Source organism: Streptomyces herbicida, assembly GCF_032656585.1.
Taxonomy (GTDB): Bacteria; Actinomycetota; Actinomycetes; order Streptomycetales; family Streptomycetaceae; genus Streptomyces; species Streptomyces herbicida.
In genome coordinates this window covers 253,109-273,614 of the sequence record NZ_JAUYWJ010000013.1, presented here as the reverse complement: position 1 = coordinate 273,614, position 20,506 = coordinate 253,109, and the positions used below count along the sequence as shown (strand labels likewise).

At 69.0% G+C, this 20,506-nt stretch carries 16 protein-coding genes and 2 pseudogenes; 14 read left to right on the top strand and 4 right to left on the bottom strand.

Annotation, left to right across the window (positions count from 1 at the left end; all coding sequences use genetic code 11):
• The first annotated feature begins 293 nt into the window (after window positions 1–293).
• The 7 genes and pseudogenes from Q8A52_RS27300 (at window position 294) to Q8A52_RS27270 (ending at window position 9,101) form a co-directional block, all read left to right on the top strand.
• Window positions 294–2,384: a SpoIIE family protein phosphatase gene (locus Q8A52_RS27300; RefSeq protein WP_408649260.1), complete on the top strand. Its 2,091-nt coding sequence runs from the start codon at window positions 294–296 to the stop codon at window positions 2,382–2,384.
• Window positions 2,385–2,978: pseudogene (locus Q8A52_RS27295) on the top strand (transposase); the annotation flags it as partial.
• Between the two features lie 88 nt (window positions 2,979–3,066).
• The gene (locus Q8A52_RS27290; protein WP_316756163.1) at window positions 3,067–3,264 is read left to right on the top strand and encodes a hypothetical protein; all 198 of its coding nucleotides are present in this window, start codon (window positions 3,067–3,069) and stop codon (window positions 3,262–3,264) included.
• A 17-nt stretch (window positions 3,265–3,281) separates the two neighbouring features.
• Window positions 3,282–4,292, top strand: a complete 1,011-nt coding sequence (locus Q8A52_RS27285) for a transposase (RefSeq protein WP_316756161.1) — start codon at window positions 3,282–3,284, stop codon at window positions 4,290–4,292.
• Between the two features lie 81 nt (window positions 4,293–4,373).
• Window positions 4,374–4,613 (top strand): annotated as a pseudogene (locus Q8A52_RS27280) (transposase); the annotation flags it as partial.
• Window positions 4,614–4,758: 145 nt separating this feature from the next.
• Window positions 4,759–7,767, top strand: coding sequence for an SNF2-related protein (locus Q8A52_RS27275; protein WP_408649254.1), 3,009 nt, complete (start codon window positions 4,759–4,761; stop codon window positions 7,765–7,767).
• 206 nt (window positions 7,768–7,973) lie between these two features.
• Window positions 7,974–9,101: an SWIM zinc finger family protein gene (locus Q8A52_RS27270; RefSeq protein WP_316756158.1), complete on the top strand. Its 1,128-nt coding sequence runs from the start codon at window positions 7,974–7,976 to the stop codon at window positions 9,099–9,101.
• 1,482 nt (window positions 9,102–10,583) lie between these two features.
• Here the strand turns inward: Q8A52_RS27270 and Q8A52_RS27265 are convergent.
• Complete coding sequence (locus Q8A52_RS27265) at window positions 10,584–11,936, bottom strand: endonuclease domain-containing protein (protein ID WP_316756156.1); 1,353 nt, start codon at window positions 11,934–11,936, stop codon at window positions 10,584–10,586.
• A 109-nt stretch (window positions 11,937–12,045) separates the two neighbouring features.
• On the opposite strand from Q8A52_RS27265, the gene Q8A52_RS27260 reads away from it, so the two are divergent.
• Together Q8A52_RS27260 and Q8A52_RS27255 are read left to right on the top strand one after the other, a co-directional pair.
• Window positions 12,046–12,860 (top strand): IS5 family transposase gene (locus Q8A52_RS27260; protein ID WP_408649253.1). Its coding sequence is split into 2 segments (ribosomal slippage): window positions 12,046–12,397 and window positions 12,397–12,860, totalling 816 coding nucleotides; the frame shifts between segments, so codons are not numbered across the junction.
• 132 nt (window positions 12,861–12,992) lie between these two features.
• Complete coding sequence (locus tag Q8A52_RS27255) at window positions 12,993–13,742, top strand: hypothetical protein (RefSeq protein ID WP_316756152.1); 750 nt, start codon at window positions 12,993–12,995, stop codon at window positions 13,740–13,742.
• Between the two features lie 313 nt (window positions 13,743–14,055).
• Here the strand turns inward: Q8A52_RS27255 and Q8A52_RS27250 are convergent, their stop codons facing one another.
• Window positions 14,056–14,517, bottom strand: coding sequence for a MarR family winged helix-turn-helix transcriptional regulator (locus tag Q8A52_RS27250; protein WP_316756150.1), 462 nt, complete (start codon window positions 14,515–14,517; stop codon window positions 14,056–14,058).
• Window positions 14,518–14,621: 104 nt separating this feature from the next.
• On the opposite strand from Q8A52_RS27250, the gene Q8A52_RS27245 reads away from it, so the two are divergent.
• The 4 genes from Q8A52_RS27245 (at window position 14,622) to Q8A52_RS27230 (ending at window position 18,395) form a co-directional block, all read left to right on the top strand.
• Window positions 14,622–15,569, top strand: coding sequence for a quinone oxidoreductase family protein (locus Q8A52_RS27245; RefSeq protein ID WP_316756148.1), 948 nt, complete (start codon window positions 14,622–14,624; stop codon window positions 15,567–15,569).
• A 540-nt stretch (window positions 15,570–16,109) separates the two neighbouring features.
• Window positions 16,110–16,922: a hypothetical protein gene (locus tag Q8A52_RS27240; RefSeq protein WP_316756146.1), complete on the top strand. Its 813-nt coding sequence runs from the start codon at window positions 16,110–16,112 to the stop codon at window positions 16,920–16,922.
• 214 nt (window positions 16,923–17,136) lie between these two features.
• Window positions 17,137–17,544: a hypothetical protein gene (locus Q8A52_RS27235; protein WP_316756144.1), complete on the top strand. Its 408-nt coding sequence runs from the start codon at window positions 17,137–17,139 to the stop codon at window positions 17,542–17,544.
• A gap of 335 nt (window positions 17,545–17,879) precedes the next feature.
• Window positions 17,880–18,395, top strand: coding sequence for a hypothetical protein (locus Q8A52_RS27230; protein ID WP_316756142.1), 516 nt, complete (start codon window positions 17,880–17,882; stop codon window positions 18,393–18,395).
• Window positions 18,396–18,487: 92 nt separating this feature from the next.
• Here Q8A52_RS27230 and Q8A52_RS27225 read toward each other — a convergent pair whose 3' ends face one another.
• A complete protein-coding gene (locus Q8A52_RS27225) occupies window positions 18,488–18,658 on the bottom strand; it encodes a hypothetical protein (RefSeq protein ID WP_316756140.1) in 171 nt (56 codons plus the stop codon).
• Window positions 18,659–19,643: 985 nt separating this feature from the next.
• On the opposite strand from Q8A52_RS27225, the gene Q8A52_RS27220 reads away from it, so the two are divergent.
• Entirely contained in the window at window positions 19,644–19,988 is a 345-nt protein-coding gene (locus tag Q8A52_RS27220) for a MerR family transcriptional regulator (protein WP_316756138.1), read from the top strand.
• A 282-nt stretch (window positions 19,989–20,270) separates the two neighbouring features.
• Here the strand turns inward: Q8A52_RS27220 and Q8A52_RS27215 are convergent, their stop codons facing one another.
• On the bottom strand, window positions 20,271–20,411 hold the full coding sequence (locus tag Q8A52_RS27215) for a hypothetical protein (RefSeq protein ID WP_316756136.1): 141 nt from the start codon (window positions 20,409–20,411) through the stop codon (window positions 20,271–20,273).
• Window positions 20,412–20,506 lie beyond the last annotated feature (95 nt).

Here is a 20,506-nt window from a genome sequence, read left to right as displayed (position 1 = left end):
CGGCAGCTGCCCCCGACCGGAGGTGTGGCGGGCCGGCACGGTGCCGTGGTGACGCGGGGGCCGGACCTGGCCTGGCAGCTGGTGCGAGCGGCGGTGCTGGCCGACCGGGAGGCTGCGGCCGGCTGGGCGCAGATCGGTGCCGGACTTGGGATCAGTACCGAGGCCGGTTGCACCCGCTGCGGACACATGCGTGCTTCTTCTGGCGTCTGCAGGAGGTGAGGGACGTGCAGCAGCTTGCCGACTTCGCCCCCGGCTCCGGCCTGGAGCAGCTCGATGCTCCCCTGGCCGACGTCATGCGGGACACCGGCGCCTCTGTGGGCCTGCTGTATCTGCTGCCGCCCGGTGAGCGGGTGCTGCAGCTGACGGTGATATCCGGGGTATCCCAGCAGATCGCAGCTCCGTGGGCGCGGATCACGGTAGGCGCCCCCCTCCCGGTAGCGGACGCCGTACGACAACAGCGCCTGGTGTGGCTGAGCAGCCAGGAGGAAGTGGCACGCCGCTACCCCCAGCTCGCGCTCGTACTGCCGTACGAATTCATGCTGGCTGCCGCCCCGGTCACCTGGGGCACCAGCGTGTGGGGTGGCCTGGTACTGCTGTGGCCCATCTGGCACCCGCCACAGCTGAGCTCACGTGAACGGGATGCGATATCCACGTGCTGTGAAAGCGAGGGTGGGCTCCTGCAACAGGCTGCCGACCAAGGGCAGCCGCTGCTGCCCACCACCCAGCCGCGGGTGCTGGCCCCCTTGCGCTCCGGCCGCATGGTGTCGGGCGAGGCACCAGCCGCCTTCGACTTCGCTGAACGGCTGCCGCAGGGCTGCTGCGCACTCGACCTGGACGGGCGGGTCACCTTCATCAACACCGCAGCCAGCGACCTGCTCGGCACAGGTGTCGGCGCCCTCCTGGGCAGCCGTCCCTGGGAGAGCCTGCCGTGGCTGCGCAACCCCCTCTTCGAAGACCGGTACCGGGCAGCAGTAGTCAGCCGCTGGCCCGCCTCCTTCACCATCCTGCGGCCGCCGGACCAGTGGCTGTTCTTCCAGCTCCACCCCGACGACAGCGGCATCAGCATCCAGATCACCCAGGTCCCAGCCGAGCACGCCAAGCCCACCATGCCATGGCAGCACACCCCACCGGCGCCAGAGGTCGGAGCGACAGCCCTGTACCACCTCACCCACCTGGCGGCCAGCCTCACGCAGGCTGTCGGGGCGGACGACGTAGTCCAGCTGGCCTGCGACCAGATCGTCCCCGCCTTCGGCCCCCAAGCCCTCGCCCTGATGACCGCGGAGGAAGGCCGGCTGCGCGTCACCGGCACCTGCGGCTTCAGCGCCGAACTCACCGAAATCTTCGACTCCCAGCGCCTGGCCTCCGACACCCCCGCCGTCCGGGCCCTGCTCACGGGCGACCCAGGCTTCTACGCCACCTTCGCCGACCTCAAACGCGCCTACCCCCCAGCCGTCCACAAAGACGAGCTGCCCGCCTGCGCGGTCCTGCCCCTGATCGCCTCCGGCCGCACCGTCGGCGCGCTCATCCTCAGCTACGACCGACCTCGCCCCTTCCCCGCGCCAGAACGCGCCATCCTGGCCTCATTGGCCGGACTGATCGCCCAGGCCCTGGACCGCGCCCGCCTCTACGACATCAAGCACCAGCTCGCCCACACCCTGCAAACCGGCCTGCTGCCCCACGCCCTCCCCACAATCCAAGGTCTAAACGCAGCCGCCCGCTACCAGCCCGCCGGCCACGGCATCGACATCGGCGGCGACTTCTACGACCTCATCCCCTACGGCGAAGCATCCGCAGCCGCCGCGATCGGCGACGTGCAGGGACACAACATCACTGCCGCAGCCCTGATGGGGCAAGTCCGCATCGCCGTCCACGCCCACGCCACCGCCGGAACACCCCCCGGCGAAGCACTCGCCCGTACCAACCGCCTCCTCATCGACCTCGACCCCGGACTGTTCACCAGCTGCCTGTACGCCAACCTCGACCTCGCACACCACCGCGCCCGCCTGGCCACCGCCGGACACCCCCCACCCCTGATGCGCCACCCCGACGGCCACACCGAGATCCTCCACCTGCCACCCGGCCTGCTGCTGGGCATCGACCCCGACGCCACCTACCCGACCACCGAGATCCCGCTCCCACCCGGCGCCCTCCTCGCCCTGTACACAGACGGGCTCATCGAAACCCCGGGAACCGACATCGACCACGCCACCGCCGACCTCGTCACCTACCTCGCACAAGTACCAGACCAGACCATCGACGCCCTCGCCGACACCCTCATCAACTACCGCCCCCCGACCTCACACCAGGACGACATCGCCCTGCTCCTCATCCAGGCAAGGGAGTGTCCCATAGACGGCGGATCCGATGATCAAAGAGACGCCTGAATGAGCGAGACCATCACCCAGCACGGGGCCGCGGAGGAGCCGGTGGTCGAGTCGGCCGCGGACGCAGTGTCGGACGAGCAGTTGATCGCGATGCCGGTCGACCACGCTCGATCTGACGGCCTCCAGCTGACGGGTGAGGGTGGGCTGTTGCAGCAGCTGACCAAGCGGGTGCTCGAGTCCGCCCTGGAGGGCGAGATCACCGATCACGTCGGCCATGACAAGCACGACGCGGCAGGCCGAGGCAGCGGCAACAGCCGGAACGGCACTCGGTCGAAGACGGTGCTGACCGACGTCGGCCCGGTCGAGGTGAAGGTGCCCCGTGACACGGCTGGCACCTTCGAGCCGCAGATCGTCCGCAAGCGGCAGCGGCGCCTGACCGGTGTCGACGAGATGGTGCTCTCGCTGTTCGCGAAGGGTCTCACCCACGGGGAGATATCGGCTCATCTGGCCGAGGTGTACGAAGCGGAGGTCTCCAAGCAGACCATCACCACGATCACGGACAAGGTGGTCGAGTGCATGGCGGAATGGCAGGCCCGCCCGCTGGACCGCGTCTATCCGGTCGTCTTCGTGGACGCCATCAACGTGAAGATTCGGGTTCTGTCAACGATCTTGTGATCCGGACGGCTGGGCGGGCTGTGTCCGCCCTTCGCGATCATGCATCGCGTGCTCTCGTGATGTGCTCTTGGAGCTGTTTCCATATCTGTCCGCCCTGTTGATCGAAGAGGTCGAGCGGCGTCCGGACAAGGTGGTGCTGCGGACACGGGTTCGGGCGGCAACCGCGGCCTGCCGGTGCGGCCACAGCTCGGCACGGGTGCACGGCCGGTATGTACGCAAGCTGCGTGACGTCCCTATGGGCGGGCTCGGTGTCGTGATCGAGTAATGCATACGCCGCTTCCGATGCGAGAACTCTTCCTGCCCGACGTGACGTTCGCTGAACAGATCCAGGGCCTGACGACCCCACACAGTCGCCAGACCCCGTTGCTGCGTGGGGTGCTGACGCAGATCGGGCTGGCCCTGGCCGGCCGGGCGGGAGCCCGCCTGGCCTCCGCGGTCGGCATCACCGTGGGCAAGGACACGCTGCTGCGACTGGTCAGGGCCCCGCCCGAGCCGGAGGTCGGTGAGGTGGCGGTCCTCGGCGTCGACGACTTCGCATTCCGCAAGGGCCACCACTACGGGACGGTGCTGATCGACATGGCCACCCACCGTCCACTGCATATCTACGACGGGCGCGAGGGCGAGGACCTGGCCGCCTGGCACCGCGATCACCCCGAGGTGAAGGTGATCTGTCGGGACCGGTCCAGTGGTTACAGCGAGGGCGCACGCGTCGGGGCGGCGCAGGCCGAGCAGGTCGCTGATCGCTACCACCTGTGGGCCAATCTCGGCCAGGCGGTCGAGAAGACGGTCAACGCTCATCGCTCCCGCCTGGCTGAACCGCCTTCGGAACCCGCCGACACTCCCGGTGAGCCGCAGGTGGTCCAGCCATCGACAGAGCTGAAGATCGTGACTCGGCTCCGTGCACAGCATGCCGCCGCCCACGAGCTGTGGCAGCAGGGGATGTCGAAGGCGGCGATCGGCCGGAAACTCGGACTGCACCAGGCCACCGTCCGCAAGCTGGTCAACGCCCCCTCCGCGGATGACGTCGTGGCCACGAGCCTGCAGCGGGCGCACGTCGTCGACCCATACGTCGGCTACCTGCACCGGCGCTGGAACGCAGGCGTCAGAAACGCCGCTCAGCTCTGCCGTGAGATTCAGGAACAGGGCTACCCCGGAGGTGAGTTGGCAGTCCAGCGTCATCTGCGGCGCTACCGAACCGGACGCGGACACGCACCCGACCCGGGTCCCAAGCCTCCCTCGGTCCGCGAAGTCACCTCATGGATCATGACTCATCCCGAACACCTGCGGGACTAGGAGGCTGACAAGCTCCACCGGCTACGTGAACGCGATCCCGAGCTGGACCGGCTCACCGGGCACGTCAGGAAGTTCGCCGTCATGATGACCGCACGCCACGGCGACCGTCTGGAGGACTGGATCAGCGGAGCCGAACAGGACTCTCTGGCCCCACTCGCAGGCTTCGCCCGCAACCTCCGCCGCGACTTCGACGCCGTCCGCAACGGCCTGTCCCTGCCTCATAGTTCCGGCGCCGTCGAGGGCAACATCAACCGACTCAAGATGCTGAAGCGTCAGATGTTCGGCCGGGCCAGCCTCGATCTCCTTCGCAAACGCGTCCTGCTCGCACGGAGGCAGACCGTCCGGATCACAAGATCGTCGACAGCACCCGATAGCATTCTGTCGTACAGCTTGTGAATGCGCGATGACACGGCGTGACGGCGTCATTCAGCGCATATCCGCACCCCGGTTCGAAGGGCATCCGATCATGGCGCGTGGCCTCCAGGTCGTCGAAGTGGATGAGCCTGCCGAGCGGAGGAAGCCGGGAGTGGTTGCGCCGGCTGCTGCAGCCGCGCTCAGCGCATGCGAAGCCGTTTTCCTGCCCGGAGATCCGGCCAGGAAAGGCCGTGTGGCGTTCTGGCGGGCGGACGGCGGCAAGGTGCCCGACTGTGATGGAGAGCCGGGGGAGCTCACCGTCGTGCGGCCGCACGGGAGCGGGGTCCGGCGGCGGAGCGTGAGCGCGGTGCTGCTGCCGGTTGCGCAGGCGGTGCCCGTACTCACCCGCGCTCGCGCCCTGGTGCAGAGCGGCAACGCCTCCGTTTCCGCCGCGTTGTGGGGAGCAGGGGCCCTGATCGCGCTTCAACTTGCCGCGCGGGGGCGGCTGCTGCCGGGGCTGAGCCCCGCCGGGTTCGACGCCTGGCGGCTCGGTCCGCTGGACGGCGACGACCTGTGCCGGATCCGAGACCTCGCGGCGGCGATGCCGCCGGAGGCGCGCGCGGTCCCGCTGCCGGGCTCGTCGCCTGTAGCGCTGCCCGCCGCCGAGCCTTTGCTGCGCGCCTTTCTGGACGCGGTCGCGGACGGCCTGCCGCGATCCCCGGGGGCGCGCCACCTGATGGCCGGTCCGGCCTTCGCCGCTCGGCTGCCGGTACCCATTCCCGAACAGCGGGAGTGGGCGGCCGAGGTGGCCGCCGGGATGGACGCGGGCGTGCGCGTCTCCCTGCGCCTGGAGAAAGACAGCGACGCGTGGAGCGGCGGCTGGGACGGCGAAGACTACGACAACAGCGGCGGCGCCGGGCCCAAGTTCCGGGCCGTGGTGCAGCTGCACAGCCTCGCCGACCCCACCCTGGTAGTCGATGCGGCCGAGCTGTGGGCCCAGGATGCAGCCGCTCCGGAGCAGTTCGGCGCCCGTACCCGTATCGACGCGCTGCTGGCGCTGCGCCGCGGCGCGAAGGCATGGCCGCCGCTGTCCCGCCTGCTCTCCGCGGCCGCGCCCGATGTGCTGCAGCTCGACGACGACGAGCTGCTGGACCTGCTCGGCGAGGCCGCGGAGCGGCTGGCCGCCGCCGGAATCCAGGTCCACCTGCCAAAGGGCCTGGCGAAGGAGCTGACCGCGACCGGCCTGCTGGAGCCGCCCCGGCGCAAGAAGACGCCCTCGGACCTGGAGACCTTCCTCTCCTCCGGTCAACTCCTCGAATTTCGCTGGCAGTTGGCGTTGGGCGGGCGGCCGCTGACCGAGGAGGAGATGGACCGCCTGGTCGAGGCGCACCGTCCGGTGGTGCGGCTGCGCGACCAGTGGGTGGTGGTCGACCAGGCGCTGGTCCGCAACGTCCGCAAGCAGCGCGGCCGCGGGCTCACCGCGATCGACGCCCTGGGCGCGGCGCTGACCGGCGCGGTAGAGATCGACGGCACGTCCGTACCGGTCACCGCGGGCGGCGCCCTGGAGCAGTTGCGCGCGCGGATCGCCGAGCCGGAGGCGGGCCCGGCCGCCGCATCGGCCACCACCAGCCAACCCGCCATGCTCGCAGCTACCCTGCGCGACTACCAGCTGAGGGGCCTGAACTGGCTGGACCGGATGACCTCCCTCGGTCTGGGCTGCTGTCTCGCCGACGACATGGGCCTCGGCAAGACAATCACCCTGATCTCCCTCCACCTGCGCCGTCACGAGCGATCGGCCCACGGCCCCACCCTGGTGGTCTGTCCGACGTCCCTGCTCGGCAACTGGGAGCGCGAGGTGCAGCGCTTCGCACCCGGCATCCCCGTACGCCGCTTCCACGGCCCGGGCCGCACCCTGGACGACCTCACACCGAACGCGCTCGTCCTCACCACGTACGGCACACTGCGCCGCGACGCCCAGCGCCTGGCCGCCACCGCCGTGCCGTGGTGCCTGCTCGTCGCGGACGAGGCGCAGCACATCAAGAACCCGTACTCCGACACCGCGCGTGCGCTGCGCACCGTCCCCGCCGCCGGGCGCATCGCGCTGACCGGCACCCCGGTTGAGAACAACCTCTCCGAGCTGTGGGCCCTGCTCGACTGGACGACACCCGGCCTGCTCGGCACACTCACCGCCTTCCGCGACCGCTACGCCCGCGCGGTCGAGGCCGACGGCGACCAGGAGAGCGCGAACCGCCTCGCCCGCCTGGTCCGCCCCTTCCTCCTGCGCCGCCGCAAGTCCGACCCTGGCATCGCCCCCGAGCTGCCGCCCAAGACCGAGACCGACCAGCCCGTCTCACTGACGAAGGAGCAGGCGTCCCTGTACGAGGCGCTGGTGCGCGAGTCGCTGGCGGCCATCGGCGAGGCGGACGGAATGGCCCGGCGCGGCCTGGTGATGAAGCTGCTCACCGGCCTCAAGCAGGTCTGCAACCACCCGGCGCAGTACCTGAAGGAGAAGAACACGAAACTCGCCGGCCGCTCCGGCAAACTGGAGCTGCTCGACGAGCTGCTGGATGCGATCGTGGCCGAGGACGGCTCAGTGCTCGTCTTCACCCAGTACGTCGAGATGGGCCGGCTGCTGGAGCTGCATCTCGCAGCCCGCGGCATGGCGGCGCAGTTCCTGCACGGCGGGACGCCGGTGAGGCAGCGCGAGGAAATGGTCGACCGCTTCCAGAACGGCGAACGGCAGGTCTTCCTGCTCTCCCTCAAGGCCGCCGGCACCGGCCTCAACCTGACCCGCGCCGGCCACGTCATCCACTTCGACCGCTGGTGGAACCCGGCCGTCGAAGACCAGGCCACCGACCGCGCGTACCGCATCGGCCAGACCCAGCCTGTCCAGGTGCACCGACTGATCGCGGAGGGGACGGTCGAGGACCGGATCGCGCAGATGCTCACGCAAAAGAAGGGGCTCGCGGACGCCGTGCTGAGCCATGGCGAGGCGGCACTCACCGAACTCTCCGACGCCGAGCTGGCCGAACTGGTAACGATGCGCCACAACACCACGCCCTGGAGCACGGCCCGTCAGAGCACCACGCGCCAGAGCACCACGAGGGGAAGCCGCAAGTGAGCCCGCGCCCGACGAAGTCCAAGCAGCGGGCCCAGGATCAGCTCGCCCGTACTTTCCCTCCCTTCCCTCCGGCTCCCGGCCGCCGGGGCGGTTTCGTCTCAACTTGGTGGGGCCAGGCGTGGGTGTCGGCACTGGAGGAATGCTCACTCGATTCCGGCCGCCTCACCCGCGGTCGCACCTACGCGCGGCGCGGATCCGTCGGCGAGATGACCGTGGTCCCGGGCCGTATCAGCGCCCCGGTGCAGGGCAGCAGGCCACGGCCCTACCGGGTGTCCTTGGCAATCCCCGTTCTCAGCGACGCGCAATGGGACCGGCTCCTGAACGCAGTGGCTGCGCGCGCCGGGCACATCGCCGCACTGCTGGACCGCGACATGCCCACCGAGCTGGTACAGGACGCGCTGGCGGCGGGCGTACGGTTGCTACCGTCCGCCAACGACCTGGAGCCGGCCTGCTCCTGCCCCGACTGGGGCTACCCGTGCAAGCACGGCGCCGCGCTGTGCTACCAGGTCGCACGCCTGCTGGACGAGGACCCCTTCGTGCTGCTGCTGATGCGCGGCCGCGGCGAACAGCAGCTGCTGGACGAACTCGCCCGCCGCAACGCCGCCCGCGCGGCATCCAAGGCGCTGGCCTCGGCATCAGCGTCGGTTCCGTCCCCGCGCACTCCCACCGCACCCACAGGTACACCGGCCCGGGAGGCCTTCGCGGCGCGCGCCGACCTGCCACCGCTGCCCGGGCCGCCACCCCTGCCCGAACGCGCCGGGCACCCGCCCGTCTTCGCAACGTCCCGTCCCGCCGAACCGGGCATCGATCCGGAGGCACTGGAGACCCTGGCCGCCGACGCGGCCGAGCGTGCCCGTCGCCGACTCGCCACCGCGCTGGCGGACGACGCACCACCGCCTCCGGCTGACCTGACGGAGTGGCAGGACGCTGTGCGCATCGCCGCCGAGCACCCGAAGAAAGAGGTCTTCGCCCGGATCGCCGAGAGCACCGGCCGCCCGCTGTCCGAGCTCGCCCAGGCGGTACGGGCCTGGCGCCACGGCGGCACAGCCGCACTCGCGGTCCTGGAGGACCCCTGGACCCCAGCCCCGTCCGTACTCACCCGCGCCCGGGCCTCGCTCGCCGAGGACTGGGCGGACGGACAGCCTCCCCAGGTGCGCGCGTGGCGCAACCGCTTCACCGTCGTCGGCCGCGACCGCCAACTGCGCTACGGCCGCGACGGCCGCTGGTACCCGTTCCGGAAGGAAGACAGCGACTGGTGGCCTATCGGCCCACCCGACCCTGACCTGGCCAGAGCCCTGGCAGCACTGCTCGCGCTCCAAGATCGCCAATCGTGACCACAACGTCCCCTCAAGTGGCTCCGATCTTCGTCATACTCCCCGACGCCCAGGAAGTCCGCGGACGGCTGCACGCCCGCCGACAGGTGAAGGACGGGTGGCTTTACCAGGTAGGAATCCTGGTCTGGCAGAACGGCACAAACGGCTTGGGCGAACCCGCCGAGCAGCGAGTCTGGGTAAGTCCCGCACACGCACGCCCCGTACCCGGTGTCTCCTACGAGCACGTCCCGACCCACCGTCTGTCCCCAACAGACACTCCGCCCCAGTCACGCCCGCCCGCATGGACACTCCAGTACCTGCCCCACCGCCCCGGACACCCGGGCGCCACACTCCTCCACGTCATCGGCTGCACCCCCAGCGACCGGACACTCACCCGGGAAGAGGCCCTTGCCGCCTCGGTCAACCCCGCGCAGCAGCCTGCATTGAGTGCGACGCCGCCCGATCCCTCACCCCGCAACAGCGGCAGACCGACCAGGACCGTCAGACCCAACAAAAGCGCGACGACGAGTCCCAACAGGACACGAATCCCAGCGAAACGGTTCTATAGCCGCCCAGCCCGCACGAGCGACACGACAAGGAACGGAGAGCGGGCGCCGGCCAGCTCGGGCCGCTCGTCCCCGGCGATGGTGCCGGATCGGCCGTGCTCACGAGTCCAGACTCGTCTCAGCGTTACTGGCCCGGGCGCCGACCCAGCTGAGGATGCCGACCGGATCGCCGCGCGGGCGCAGTCCCTTCGTCGGGGGCCGCGGCAGAAGAGGAGAACCCACCCGGCACGCCCGGTCGGACGGGTGCGGGGATGCGTGGTGTCGGCGGCTGGGCGGTACGGCTCGGGCGTGCTCCGCGGGCCACGACGGTGGCGTTCGGGATGAGTGGTGCGCACGCCCGGCAGACCTCTTCGACGCTCCAGAGCTGTCCCACGCTCGGGTCGTGCCGCAGGATCAGCCCCACCGCGTCTGCACAGTGCACCATGCCCGGGTGGGCGGAGCGCTGCTGAGCACCGCAGTGACAGAAGGCGTTGGGACGCACAGGGGCCGCCTTCGCGTGAGCAGCCGCATGCCGCGCGGCGAAGGCGAGCAAGGCCGCAAGATCGCGGGAGCGGACCGGCATTCGGCACCCCTCCCTGCTGCACGTGAGGGTGGCGGAGTGGTCGCGGTGTCCGGTAGCCGGATCGTCCAGGCTCGCCTGGGAACCCGCTCAGTGGGGGAATCGCTGTACGCGGTCGTCACAATCAACGGCCGTCCATTCTGATCGGTCGAAGAAGGATGCATCTACTATGAGCTACCCACCAGCCGACCACGCAGCGGAATTACGCTTCGCCGGCATCGGTGGTGTACGGCCGTTTAGCGGTGTGCGCGGCGACGCCCACAAACAGCGCGTTGGCCTCGTCGCTCCTGCGGCCACGCCCGGTCACGTCCGGGTGAGCTGCGGACCGGCGCCGAGCGGGTGCGGGTTGGCGTTGATGTCGGATCTGTCGACGTTCACTCAGAACAGCGACAGGCCCTCACCGCTGGTGTCCGCGATGACTGGACGGAACCGGTCGGGGAGGCCGTCCAGACGGTCGGGTCCGGCCGCGGCGGCCACTGCAGGGGCGGTCTCGGCCAGCCAGGTGCCAAACCGCTCGGCTGCTTCCCGGTAGGGCACTTGTGCCAGGACACGATGCTCGCCCAAAGGGCAGAAGTCGACGGCGACAGTCAGCAAGCAGGAACGGGGCGCGTTCCAACTGCCCGTCCAGGACACGCGCAGCACACCACAGGGTTTGCGCGCGCGGGAGCCGCGGGCATCGCGGTGGGTCGGGCGCAGCGACCGGCAGGCTACGTGGGCGGTCCATGCGGCAAGGTGAGGCAGCGGCAGGGTGGTACGGGTGCGGCAACCGGAGCAGCGGTGCCAGTGGCGAAGCCAGTCGGCGGCGTCGGTGTCGAAGAGGCGTGTGTAGTGGCTGGCCACGCGGATGTCGTTGCTGTAGAGGTGGTCGGCTCGTTCCTGTGTGTTGCAGGAGTGGCAGACAGGAGCACGGACGTAACCGTGTTCGTGGCAGTGATCGAGTACGGCGGCGGGTGCTGTACGGCAGACGGCGCACATCCACCCACCCACCTTGCGCGAGGTACCGGGTTTCCTGCTGAGTACCCCGTACAGGTGGCCTTCCAGTTCCCCGCTGTACGTGCGCGGCGGGGCGGTTGATCCGTCGGGGCTTGTCGACTGCTTGCCGTCAGCAGCCCGGCCCTGCCGGTGATGGGAGGACAGCTCGGTGGCAGCTGCGCTTGCCCGGCGGGTCCGCGCGGCTTGCAGCCACTGCATTTCGGTGTGCTCGGCCGCGTCCAGCAGCCTGACCACGGCACGCGGCAGCCACCATGTCCGCGCCGTCCGGCCGCGAGTTTGCTCCACGAGCATCTGCCGCCAGTCGATCCCCGCCAGATGGGACAGCCAGCCGCCTTCACGTCGTGCTGCCCGCTCAAGGTCGCCCAGCTCCTGCAGGTCCCGGGCGATGCGCTGGCGCCAGCGCAGCAGCGTTCCCTGGTTGCGTTCCTTCTTCGGCGCGCCACCAAACGGACCGATGCGAACCAGGTCCTGGCAGTCCATCTCCACCGCGTTCAGTTCCGCAGCCGCCCGGCGCACCTCAACCTCCGGGACACCCCACTGGCCGCCGCTTGCCTTCACCGTCGCCACCACACGGGCACCGAGCAGGACGTACCCCACCCGGGCACTGACAGGAGAACCGGTGAACGCCGCAGAAACCGTCGGCACAGCGCTGCCGGTCGTCAAACCGACCCACAGAACGTCTGCGGCATCCAAAGGAATCAGGCCGCCGCTGCGCCCCGGAATGACACGCTCAGGCATACCGACAGGCTAACGGCCCGCACCGACACGCTGCCAGGGGCGGCCTTACTGGCCCTAACAGAAGTGGTTGATCGTGTGACTGTTGACTCGTCCGCTCGTTGGTCTCGTCGTGGGGAAGAGACAGTCCCAGCCGTGGATCGTGTCGGATGAACTATGGACGCTGGTCGAGCCGTTGCTGCCGGAGCCGGGGCCGAAGCTGGTCGAGGGGCGGCCGCGGGTGCCCGACAGGCAGGCCCTGTGCGGGATCCTGTTCGTCCTGTACACCGGCATTCAGTGGGAGCACCTGCCGCAGGAGCTGGGCTTCGGTTCGGGGATGACCTGCTGGCGGCGCCTGGCGGCCTGGAACGAGGCCGGCGTGTGGGATGAGTTGCACGTGGTACTGCTGAAGAAGCTGCGGGCGAAGAACAAGCTGGACTGGTCGCGGGCGGTGATCGATTCTTCCCACGTGCGGGCGGCCCGCCGGGGCCCAAAAGCGGTCCCAGCCCGGTCGACCGCGCACGGCCGGGCAGCAAACACCACGTCATCACCGACGGCCAGGGCATCCCGTTCGCGGTGTCGCTGACCGGCGGCAACCGCAACGACGTCACCCAGCTGTTGCCCCTGCTCGACAAGGTCCCCGCCGTCGCCGGTGTGGTCGGGCGGCCCAGACGCCGAGCGGACGCGCTCCTTGCCGACCGGGGCTACGACCACGACAAGTACCGGCGTCTGCTGTGGCAGCGCGGCATCCGCCCCGTAATTGCGAAGCGGGGCGAAGAACATGGCTCTGGCCTGGGCGTCTTTCGTTGGGTCGTCGAGAGGACGATCAGCTGGCTGCACGGCTTCCGTCGGCTTCGGATCCGCTGGGAACGACGCGACGACATCCACGAGGCATTCCTCGTCGCCACCTGTCTGATCACCTACCGGCATGTGCAGCGGCTTTGTTAGGGCCTCTAAACGCCCCCTCAGTGAAATCACGCAGACCGCTACGGAACTTGAGGCCGGAACAGTGCGGAGGCCTGCCGAGGGGGTAATGATCTCCGTGACGGAGGAGCTGCGGGGTGCGCAGGGGAGGCGGCCATGTCGGACGCACGCGAGGGCCGGTCGAGACGCGCCCGCATAGTCGTGGTGGTGTTCCGCCTGACCATGGCGGTGGTGATCGCGCTGCTTGCCTGGCGTACGTACGAGGAGATGGCCATCGCGCGGGCCCGTTCCTCGGGGAACCTGGAACGGGCGGACGCCACCGTGGTGAATCGGACGGAAGAACGCAAGGAGGCACTCGGCGGCACGGGCCAGGACCGCTCCGCGGAGACGCACGTCTGGTACGAGGTCACGCTCGAACTGCGGGTGAACGGCGAGCTGCAGTCGGTGAGGGGCGGCGGCCGCAGGGTGCTGGACGTGGGCGACCATGCCCAGGTCGGCCTGTGGCACGGACACGTAGTCGAGCTCGACGGGGACTACGTGTGGCGAGGGTGGCACAGCGGCCCCGGAGGCAACATCCTGCTCGCGTTCTACCCCCTGGCCATGGGCTACCTGATCGTCCTGGCGGTGGCGACACGCACTCGGATGGCGCGCCGGTGCGGCGTCGGCCTGGCCGACCCGGTCGACTTCAACTGGGAAGTTACGCTCGGCATCATCGTCGGAATGGCCACAATCGGCCCGCTGGCCCTGGTCCCCGCCGCCCTCGGCACCGACCATCCCCGGTTCTGGCCGCTCATCCCGGTCGCCACCGGCACCACTGCCTCACTGCTCCTCATGCGCGGACAGCTCCAGCGCCTACAGAGCGGGGCCACCCGCGCCGCGGCCGAGAGCGCGTCCACTCAGCCCTGAGCGCCGTGACGGGAGGTGGTCAGCCGTCCGGACCCGCGGCGAGCTTCACCGTGAACCTCGTCGCGCCGGGCGCAACACCATCGAGCGGGCCATCAACCGGCTCAAGCAGCACCGGGCGGCCTCCGACGGGTCGCGAACGCAGCCAGGGCCTGGCACCGAGCCTGGCCGATCAAGGGCTGGAGATCTCCTCAACCGCGTCCAGCATCAAGCGCCACGGGCACGGCAGAACAGGCAGGCATCGCAGGCGGGGTGACCGAATCTTCCAGAGCGGGTACGCAGTGATGGGGCTCCCGCGGGTGTGGCGGCCGCGGGCTCAGCTGGCGGGCGGGGCTGTCGCGTGGCGCGTCTGCTGGATCAGGACGGTGGTGGCGCGCTCCAGAAGTTCGCAGAGTGAGGCGTGTTCGGAGGGCGTGAACGCGTCGGTGAGCGCACGCTCGAGGATGACCACCTCCTGGTAGGCGCGGTCCAGCAGCACCTGGCCCTCATCGGTGAGGGTGGCGATCTGCACCTTGGCGTGCACCGGGGACGTCTCGCGGCGGATGAGTTCCTTGTTTTCCATATTGGTCAGCACGCTGCTCATGCTCTGCTGCGTCACCCCGCAGGAGCGGGCCAGCTGAGCGCCGGACATGCCGCCTTCGCGCGAGAGGATCAACAGCACGGTGTACTGCGTCATGGTCAGTCCGTAGGCACGCAGTACTGCCTCGTGGTGCGCCATCAGCGCCTGCTCCGACCGCCTGATCCGGGTGCAGAGGTCGTTCTCGATCGGGGCTTCCACCGTGCACTCCTCTCCATTAACAGGTTCATGGGTTGACTCAGGAACCTTATATGCCTAGCGTTCTCGACTGTAAGGATACTGAGCCAACACAGGGGGCTGTAACCATGAAGGCCGTCATCCTCGACACCGATGACCACTACCGGGTCACCGAACTCGATCAGCCCACCCCCGGCCCCGGCCAAGTGGCGGTCCGCGTCGCCTACGCCGGGATCCAATGGGGCGACACCATGGTCCGGGACGGCCACTTCCCCGTACCGCGCCCCTTCGTCCCGGGGTTCGAGGCATCCGGGCACATCGCCGCGGTCGGCGAGGGCGTCGACGCACGCCGTGTCGGTGAGGCCGTCACCGCGCTGACCACCTCAGGCGCCTACGCCGAGGTGGTCCTGACACCCGCCACGCTCACCTTGGGCATCGGCAGCATGCCGCTGAGGACAGCCGCAGGTCTCGGGTGGGGCGCACCGACCGCCTACGACCTGATCAACACCGCGGCGCGCGTGCGGCCCGGCGAAAGCGTGCTGATCCACGCCGCCGCCGGCTCAGTCGGCACTCTCGCCGCCCAGTTCGCCCGACTGGCTGGAGCAGACCGGATCGTCGGTGTCGCCGGCACGGCCGACAGGGCCGACTACGCCGCGCAGTTCGGGTACGACCAGCTCCTGCTCCGCGAGGAGTTCCCGGCCAAGCTCGGCGACGAGAAGCTCGACGTCATCCTCGACCCGGTCGGCGGCTCGACCCGCACCGCCAGCCTCGAGCAGCTCGCAGTACACGGCCGACTGGTGGCATACGGCAACCTCGCCACGTACGAACCCGTCCTCGCCGACGCCAACGACCTCCTCATGCACGGCAAGTCACTCCTGACCTACAACAGCAACCTGCTCAGCCAGACCCACCCCGAGCGGCTCGCCGACAGTGCCCGCCACGCACTCAGCCTCGTCGCCGACGGCAAAGTCCGCATGGACATCACCACCGAGTACGCCCTCGTGGACCTGGCCATGGCCGTGCAGCACCTCACCGAGGGCACCACCCACGGCAAGAGCATCCTTCGCGTCGCCTGACAACACACAGAAAGCGCCGACCACGAGGCGGCTCCCGCGATGAACCCCGCCAGGACGGCAAGGGATCACCCTGGACGCGGGAGCGACCCCATGTGACCCCTCATCAGCGCTGGGCAGCGGCCTTCGCCGCTGCCCAGCCTGACGTGTCCCACACAGCCACACCAATCGCGTCAAGCCCCGAAGAACTTTCGGAGTTGACCACCAAGTGGTCAAGTTCAGAAATCCTTCGGGGGTTGACTGCGGAGTCGGTGTTGTGGGTGTCGCCTGGTCAGATGCCATGGGCAGGTCTTCGTAGCGGTGGTTTCTGTCGCAGTAGGGGGCGAAGCTCCACTTGCTGATGGTCCCGCTGTAGCGCAGGCGCATCAGCTTGGCCTCCTCGCCGTCGGCCAGTTCCGCCCCCATGCAGGCGAAGGCCCCGCGGTGGCTGTCGCGTCGTTCTGGCCAGCCTGGGCGGCCCGGCCACACCACCCGAAAGCCCAGCCTGCCATTTTCTGTTATGCCAATTGACGCATCGTCAAATGCCAGCCTAGGCTCCTGCCCATGGAGGAGCGCAAAGGACGCGGTCGGCCCCGGAAGAATCCGGAGCAGCTCGCGCGATGGACGCCACCCGAAGGCTGGTCCCGACTGGTCGCCTGGATCTCGCCAGAGGAGAAGAAGGCGCTGAAGCGGGTTGCCGTCGAGGCTGAGGTCTCGGTCGCGGACCTGGTCCGCGCACTGGCGGGCGGCCTGGCGTCTGGTGCCATCACTCACGAGGAACTGATCGGCCACGTCAGAAAGGGCATGCAGGTCATGGAGAAGATCCCCACGCTCTTCGAGCGGGACGGCGGCTTTCGGGTCGTCGACCGGCCACGGGCGGAGTGTGCATGGGTGTTCGATGGCGAGGGGGCTCCGACGGAGAAGCTCGACGGAACCAACGTCCGCCTCACCGTCCGGGCTGGCCAGTTGGTACGGGTGGAGAAGCGGCGCAACCCGAGCAAGCTGCAGAAGGAACAGGGGATCAAGGACGGCTGGTACGTCGATACCGCCGAGGGTGCCGCGGAGGACAAGTGGGTTCTCGCCGCCGCCCGCAATACTGATGTCACCTCGTGGCCGGACGGCGAGCACTCCTGCGAAGCGCTCGGCCCCCGCATCCAGGGCAACCCCCTGCGGCTGGACGACCATCGGTGCGTGCCGTTCAACCTGGAGGTGCCGGTCTACCAGGGCGTGCCGCGCGACTACGCCGGCCTTCGTGACTTCCTCGCCGAACTGGAGAGCCGCTTCGCCCCCGGCACCCTGGCCGAGGGCATCGTCTTCCACCACCCGGACGGTCGCCGCGCCAAGATCAAGCGCAAGGACTTCCCTGTCTCCGCCTAGTCTGGGAGACCGCTGAAGATCCCGCCCCGAATGCCCGAGTCGCCCCCGAATACCCGTGAATGTCAATCTGTATGAACTGGTGCAAGCCTGGCGCGATTCCAAGATCTTCAGGACACTCAAAGTGCTGGCCCTGGGACCTGTTACCTGATCCGCGTGGGATAGCCACATCGCGGGATGCGGGAACGATGGGGCGACAAGAGGGGGAAGATCGTGCGTGGGAACGTTACTGGTGCTGGCGTTGGGCTTTGGCTTGATCGTGGTTGTGTTCCGCTACTGCGCTTCCGGTGAAGGCGACACGCTGGGCGGCGACATGACCGGCTATCCACCGGACGGCCGGAAGGCTACCGTGAAGTGCAGCCGAGAGTGCGGCGACCGCTCTGTAGACGCCCGCCACGTCCGAACGTCCGACGACGCCGCTCGCGCACAGCTTGGTGCTGAGGTGACCATCTTTCTCGTCCTCGGGCCGCTCAACGAGCGCGAACGCAGGACCGCCGCTCGCCGTCACATGACGCTGATCGACGTCGACCGGCTTGAGTCCTGGATGAAGGGCACCACGCTGAGCGCGTTACTGGTACCGGAGACCGGCAGGCCGGGCACGAACCGCAAGAACGCCCACGACTGACAGGGCACGGTGGTCGGCCGCAGCAGCGGTTGCCCGCGGAGCGTGTCCAGCAGGAGCGCGGCCCCCTGCGGTCTGAATCCGACCTGCAGCCAAGGCAGTTGCGCCCTACCAGGGACACCGAGATCCAATGAAGGAGCGCAGGAGTGAACACAAGCGGAACGGAGTTGGGGGGCGGATGATGTCTGTGACGACCTTCGTTTTGGCGTCGCGTGTGGAGAGACCGGAGAGCAGCTGTGAGTGACCGCCGTACAGAGCTTTTCGTATCCCCGGACAAGAGCCGGTTCGGGCGCGTGGCACTGGCCATCGTCCCGGCGGTCATCGTGCCGGGAATAAGCATGACGCTCATGCTCGCGCGCGGGCGCGGCACCAGTGAGGGGCTCGGGCCGATGGCGGTACCCGCGGCCATCGCCCTCGTCGCGCTCCCCTTCCTGTGGTACGTGACCTACGCAGTCCTGCACACCATGAACACGTATGTCGCACTCGTGGATGGCGCCGTCCTGGTGCGCAACTGGGCGCGCCGACTGACCGTCATCGAAGGGCCCGGCTTCGTGGCCCGGACCCATATCAACTCCAGCGGCACCGCCGGCGAGGTGCTCATCGTGGCTGACGACCGCGCCGCCGTCATGCTCAATCCCCGCCAGTGGCGTGAGGCCGAACTCAACAGGGTGTGGCGTAAGGCGGCTCTTCCTCAGCAGTTCGGGGGTACGCCGACCCCACGTGAACTTCGCAAGCGTTACCCGACCATCCGCATACCGCTCTACATCCGGTATCCCGGCATCGTCTACACCTTCTGGACCATCCTCGTCATTCTCTACATCGGAGTGGTGGTCAACGTCTTCGCCCGCATCTGAGGGTGCGGCGAAACCGGACGCCGACGAGGTGTGAGAAGGCCACGGATTCCCTTGCCGCGTGACAGAACCGTGTCCGAGATCACGGGGAATCTTCAGTCAAGGGCGTCTTGAGGGCCGCCGGCGAGGGTGCCGTTGGGCAGGAGGGAGTCTTCGTAGCGGTCGCTTCTGGCGTAGTAGGGGGCGCAGCTCCACTTGCTGATGGTCCCGCCGTAGCGCAGGCGCATCAGCTGGACCTCCTCGCCGTCGGCCAGTTCCGACTCCACGTAGGCGAAGGCCCCGCGGTGGCGGACGTACAGCTGCCTCAGCTGCGGCCCGGCGGTGCGGGCGTGCTCGCCAAGGCGCTGCTCGAGCGAAAGCCCCGCGGCATCGGCCGCCGCGTGATGAGGGAGACGTACACGAAATCCATAGCCGTCAACTCACACGGCACCCCTGACCAAGACCACGACCACCAGTCACAATCCCACAGCAAACACATCCGGCCTCCCGTGGTCAGGCCGACCACGAACCCGACCAGGGGCCCAACGCTCTGGCGGTGGGCCGGGCGATCCAGCAGTCCGGGTCATCCGTAGCCGCAGGCAGGCGAAAGGGCAGCACAGGGATGCCGGAGGCATCGAATGGACCAACGTTTTGGTAGCGCAGACCACCGGTTCCGCACAGATACTGGGCACTGCCCGAAGCCGCTCCGTAGGGAACGCGCCCTTGACCTCAACGATGGCGCCGACCCGCTCAGCCTGGATCGGTTGGGCTGTCCGGCTCAGCGTGTGCCCGCTGAGCTGGGAGATAACCCGGGGCATCACTCTTTCGCGTGTATTTACGACAGGACTCCACCCACCACCCATAAGGAAAATCTATAGCGGCGGAAGTAGACATTGGTGCGTCACGGGGTTACTGTCTTGTCGTACTCAGGACGTCGAAGTGGGCACGGCAGACACGAACTGCCGTGCAGGCAGGTCAAGTAGGACGCGGCCCACAGCGGCCGTGAGCAGTACCCGAGTAACCAAAGGTAAGGAGCAGAACGCCATCAGGATCGCCCGGGCGAGAAGGAGTCCGCCCGGGTACCGCACGGCCCCGGATTGGAAGGTGGTCCCCGGTCACGCATACGCGATCCCCGCAGCCCCGCCCTCCCAGGCGGTACCTGCGGACACAGAAGGCCGGCGCAGTTTGCCGGTAGATGGTGTTGCAAGCTCGGGGCCCGAGCGCCAGTACGGCGCCCGGGCCCCCCGACGCGTCCCCCGGAAGAAGAGGTCTATGCCCCCTGCCAGTCCCCGGCCCGTCGACAACCTCGACGATGATGACTACCCCGCCTACACCATGGGCCGGGCCGCCGAGATGCTCGGTACCACCCCCGCCTTCCTCCGCGCCCTCGGCGAACACCGCCTGATCGCCCCCCTGCGCTCCGAGGGCGGCCACCGCCGCTACTCCCGCTACCAGCTGCGCATCGCCGCCCGCGCCCGCGAACTCGTCGACCACGGCACCCCCATCGAGGCCGCCTGCCGCATCGTCATCCTCGAAGACCAGCTCGAAGAAGCCCAGCGCATCAACGAGCAACTGCGCACACAAAGCCGCGAGTCGCAGCCGAAGACCTCGGCCTGATCAGGGCACCGGACGCGGACGCGAGCCGAACACCGACCGCCGCCGGACAGGGCCGCCCTCAGCGGTCGGTGGGCTGGCCGCGTGTGGTCATACTGCCGGTCTCGGTGCTCACTGTGGTGGCTGCGGTGCTGGTAGGGATGTTTGCCTGAACACGGTGGCCCGGTGGGCAGAGCAGAGCCTGCGGCGGCGGTCAGGGATACCGGCTGCCCTGCAGACGGGGTGCAGTTCGAAGGGCAGTGCGAGGGCCTTCATGTGCTGGTAGGCGCCGACGGACTCCAGCGGTCAGCACAGGCCCGACTCCCGCTCGCGCTTGATGCGCCGCAGACAGTCGAGCAGGATCCGCCGGTGGGTGGCGATGCGGTCGCGGATCAGGGCGGGGCAGGGGCATGAGCGGGGGTTGATCCCACCGACGGTGTACACCACCAGGGCTGCTCGGCCGCTGACAGCAGGACCAGCCTCGGCACGGAGGTCGCCAGGAGGACGCTGAGCACTGCCTTGGGTCACAGATCGGCCGCCCG